We start from the raw sequence: 3,820 nt of genomic DNA, 5'->3' as shown, positions 1-3,820 counted from the left end.
CAGTTCCCCGGGCGACTGATCGGGGGCCTCCTCGAAGGCCTCGCCCGTCGCCGGATCGAGGACGGCGAAGCGGTCCACACCGGTCCCGGGTGTGTGAGCGGGCTGGGGTGTCGGCATGCCGGCACTCAGCTCGCGGCCGCGGCGGCAGCCGCGTGTTCCCGGGCGTGCCGGTCCATCTCCCCCCGGAAGGCGGCCACCAACTGCGGCTGGATCCTTCCCGTGTTGCGGTCGCCCCCCTCGCAGACGGCCCCGCGCACCCCCACGATGTCCGTGCCGATACGGGTCAGCTCACCGAGGTCCCCGGCCTTCACGCTGCCGGCGAGGGCCGCGAGCAGACCGTACTCGTGGGCGAGGCGGACGAACTCTCCGCAGACGTCCGGCGGAACGTGGTCGAACAGGCGGGTCCCGTCCTTGATCGCGGTGTCGAGCATCGCGGCGTCCGAGCCGGAGCGGCGGGCGATGTCGGGCAGCGCGAGCGGGTTGACGCAGCCGATCCGGTGGGCGTCGGCATAGCCCGAGGCGACCACCAGCGCCTCCGGCCGGTACTCCTTCACCGCCCGGACGACCCCCCGCATGACGTCGACGGCCTGTTCGGGTGTCGTACAGCCGTAGAGGCCGACCTTGATGTACGTGGCTCCCGAGACGGCCGCGCCGAGGGCCGCCTGGGCCACCGTGCCGGGCTTGTACGGCACGTCCCCCACCGTCGCGGACACCGGCGTCCCGGCCGGGACCGCCTCACGGATCTCCCTGATGACCCACGGGAAATTCGCGCCGAGCGAACCCTCGTCGGGCTTCTTCACATCGACAATGTCCAGATACTCCGCCGCCTTCGCACAATCGAGAGCTTCCTCGACACTGTCCGGAGAAATGAGAAGCAACAACGTGGACTCCTTTTCCTCGCACACCCGTCCGATCAGCGGACGGATATACGGAATCGAGCGGATCCCTTGCGGTGTGTTCATCATTCACCGCGGTCCACGGCCCTCGGTAGAGCGCACAGAACCCGGACGGGAATTGCGGTCCACCGTTCAACGCGCCGTGCACGCCTGTGAAAGCACGCCGCACACACCAGTCCGAATCGGAGATGCCGCCGATCACTCGATCGAGCACTTCCGACATAGGGAGATATAGGATGAGTGGGACATAAAGCCCGGCCCATCGATCGCGACGAGAACGGACCCGTCATGTCCCATCACCTCGACACCCCGCTGGCGGCGCAGAACGGCCAGCTGTTCATCGACGACCTCTACGTCTTCCCCGGCGAGGACAGCACGGTGTTCGTCATGGACGTCAACTCGAACATCACCGGCGTCCACGCCGAGCCCGGCTTCCACCACGAGGCGCGCTACGAGATCAAGGTGCACTTCGACGGCGCCGACCGGGAGACCCTGACCTACCGTTTCTCCTTCGGGGAGCCGGACGCGAACGGACGGCAGGCGCTGCGCCTGCACTCCCTGACCGGCACGGACGCCCAAGGGGACGCCGCCGAGGGCGAGTTGGTGCTGGAGGGCCGTACCGGCGAAACGGCCACGGGGGCCGGAATCCGCGCCTGGGCCGGGCGGGTCCAGGATGCCTTCTACGTCGACCTGTCCCTGCTCTCCCTCGTCAACGGCGCCGTGGGGAAGGGCACCGCGGTGGACCTGTCGTCCTGGAACCCCCGGGAGGCGAGGAACACCTTCGACGGCACGACGGTCGAAGCGATCGTCCTCGAAGTCCCCCACAGCCATGACCGGTTGCGGCCCGGGGCCCGTACCGGGGTGTGGTGCGCGACCAAGCTGGCGACCGACGCCGGCGGCTGGCGGCAGATCAACCGGGGCGGCAACCCGATGATGTGGCCGATCTTCTGGCCCGACGACACGGACTTCTCGAACCCGGCCAACACCCGCCACCCGTCCGAGGACGTCGCCGCCGACGGCCGGGCGATCGCCAACCGGATCGCCGCCGTGGTCGCCGCCACCGGTACCTCGGCCGACCCCGCGGGCTACGGGCAGACCGTCGCCATGCGCCTGCTGCCCGATGTCCTGCCGTACGTGGTCGGCACCCCGGCCTCCTTCGGCTTCGCCGCCCGCAACGGCCGTACCCGCGCGGACAACGCACCCGAGGTGATGATGTCCCTGGTCACCAACCTGCCCGTGCCCAGCGGCCTCTCCCCCGCGACCACCAAGGACCAGCGGAGCGACAGCTTCCCCTACGTCGTACCGGAATGAGCACGGCCCTTGTCTCGCCGTACCGGGGCCCCGGTCCGGGCTCCGGTGGCGAGAGGTCGAACGGCATGAGAACGTGTCGTCCGTTGGGTCGTGCGCCGGGTGGTACGGGGGCCGAAAAGGAGAATCCGATGGCCATGGAAGCGCTGAGCAAATTGATGGACCAGATTTCACCGGACCATCAGGACTGGGTCAACTCATTGCCAAGGGAACGGCAGCTCGAACTGCTGAAAATGTGGGAGGACCACGGCGGGAACACCGAGCTCGGCAATATCGGGACCGACAGCAACAGCGTGGACCCGGACGCGCTGATCGAGAAGTTCAGAAAGCACTGAGTCCTCAGCTGTCGTAGTCGACGCTCACCGTCTCGGAGACGGGGTAGGTCTGGCAGGTGAGCACGTACCCGGCGTCGACCTCGGCGGGTTCGAGCGCGTAGTTGCGGCGCATGTCCGCCTTGCCGTCGGTGACCAGGGCCCGGCACGTCCCGCACACCCCGCCCTTGCAGGCGAACGGCAGGTCGGGGCGTGTCTTCTGGGCGCCGTCGAGGATCGTGGCCGTACGGGCCAGTGCGCCGGTGGTGGAGCGGCCGTCGAGCGTGATGGTGACCTGGCTGACCGGGCCCTCGGCGACGCCGTCCACGTGGCGCGTCTCCCGTACCGGCTCGTCGTCGGCGAAGAACAGCTCGCGGTGGACGCGGTCGGCGGGGACGCCCAGCCCGGTCAGGACGCGCTGGGCGTCGCGGACCATGCCGTGCGGGCCGCACAGCCACCAGTGGCCGGCGTCGGCGACGTCGACCAGGCCGTCGACGAGCGCGGCGAGCCGGTCGCCGTCGAGGCGGCCGGTGAGCAGCTCGGCCTCGCGGGGCTCGCGGGAGAGGACGTGGGCGAGCTGGAAGCGGGTGGGGTGGAGGTCCTTCAGGTCGGCGAGTTCGTCGGCGAACATGACGGAGTTGGTGCGGCGGTTGCCGTAGAAGAGGGTCACCCGGGAGCGGTCGTCGGCGGCGAGGACCGACTCGGCGATGGAGATCATCGGGGTGATGCCGGAACCGGCCGCGATCAGGACGTGGTGTCCGTGCGTGGTGAGGTCGGGGGTGAAGGCACCGCTGGGGGCCAGCACGTCGATGACGTCCCCCGGCCTCACCTCGTGGACCAGCCAGGACGAGAACAGGCCGTCGGGCACTTCCCGTACCCCGATGCGCGGCGGGGTGCCCGCCGGGGCGCAGATGGAGTACGAGCGCCGCTCGTCCCGTCCGTCGACCTGGCGGCGCAGGGTGAGCGCCTGCCCGGGGGCGAAGGCGAACTCTGCGGCCAGTTCGTCGGGGATCGCGAACGCGACGGAGACCGCGTCCTCGCACAGCCGCCGCACCTCGGCCACGCGCAGCGGGTGGAAGGCGGGCCGGCGCCGTGGGGCCCGTACGGGTGCCGGGCTCAACAGGTCTGCCATCAGATCTCCTTGACGTACTCGAACGGCTCGCGGCAGGTGCGGCAGCGCCACAGCGCCTTGCACGACGTGGCGCCGAACCGGGAGGTCTCCTCGGTGTCCGCCGAACCGCACAGGGGGCACGCCACCTCGGCGCGGGTCGGCGAGAGCACCAGCGGCACGGGGCCGGGCGCGTG

General features: G+C 70.1%; 4 protein-coding genes and 1 pseudogene. 2 read left to right on the top strand and 3 right to left on the bottom strand.

Annotation, left to right across the window (positions count from 1 at the left end; translation table 11 throughout):
• Positions 1–125: 125 nt before the first annotated feature.
• Positions 126–881, bottom strand: a complete 756-nt coding sequence (locus tag GT042_RS03485) for a (5-formylfuran-3-yl)methyl phosphate synthase (protein ID WP_161307222.1) — start codon at positions 879–881, stop codon at positions 126–128.
• Positions 882–1,184: 303 nt separating this feature from the next.
• Here GT042_RS03485 and GT042_RS03480 point away from each other — a divergent pair, with 303 nt between their 5' ends.
• A complete protein-coding gene (locus GT042_RS03480) occupies positions 1,185–2,207 on the top strand; it encodes a DUF4331 family protein (RefSeq protein ID WP_161307221.1) in 1,023 nt (340 codons plus the stop codon).
• Positions 2,208–2,335: 128 nt separating this feature from the next.
• Complete coding sequence (locus GT042_RS03475; RefSeq protein WP_161307220.1) at positions 2,336–2,539, top strand: hypothetical protein; 204 nt, start codon at positions 2,336–2,338, stop codon at positions 2,537–2,539.
• 4 nt (positions 2,540–2,543) lie between these two features.
• Here GT042_RS03475 and paaE read toward each other — a convergent pair whose 3' ends face one another.
• Positions 2,544–3,647, bottom strand: coding sequence for a 1,2-phenylacetyl-CoA epoxidase subunit PaaE (paaE, locus tag GT042_RS03470; protein ID WP_161307219.1), 1,104 nt, complete (start codon positions 3,645–3,647; stop codon positions 2,544–2,546).
• Positions 3,647–3,820 (bottom strand): annotated as a pseudogene (locus GT042_RS03465) (phenylacetate-CoA oxygenase subunit PaaJ); the annotation flags it as partial. The gene paaE and the pseudogene GT042_RS03465, both read right to left, overlap by 1 nt.

The organism is Streptomyces sp. SID3212 (assembly GCF_009865405.1).
Classification (GTDB): Bacteria; Actinomycetota; Actinomycetes; order Streptomycetales; family Streptomycetaceae; genus Streptomyces.
Note: the sequence above shows the minus strand (reverse complement) of the source record. Positions and strands in the feature narration are given on the sequence as shown.

What these genes read in the sequence shown, in the direction of transcription:
- GT042_RS03480 (WP_161307221.1), top strand. Translation starts at nt 1,185, where the DNA reads ATGTCCCATCACCTCGACACCCCGCTGGCGGCGCAGAACGGCCAGCTG.
- GT042_RS03475 (WP_161307220.1), top strand. Translation starts at nt 2,336, where the DNA reads ATGGCCATGGAAGCGCTGAGCAAATTGATGGACCAGATTTCACCGGAC.
- paaE (WP_161307219.1), bottom strand. Translation starts at nt 3,647, where the DNA reads ATGGCAGACCTGTTGAGCCCGGCACCCGTACGGGCCCCACGGCGCCGG.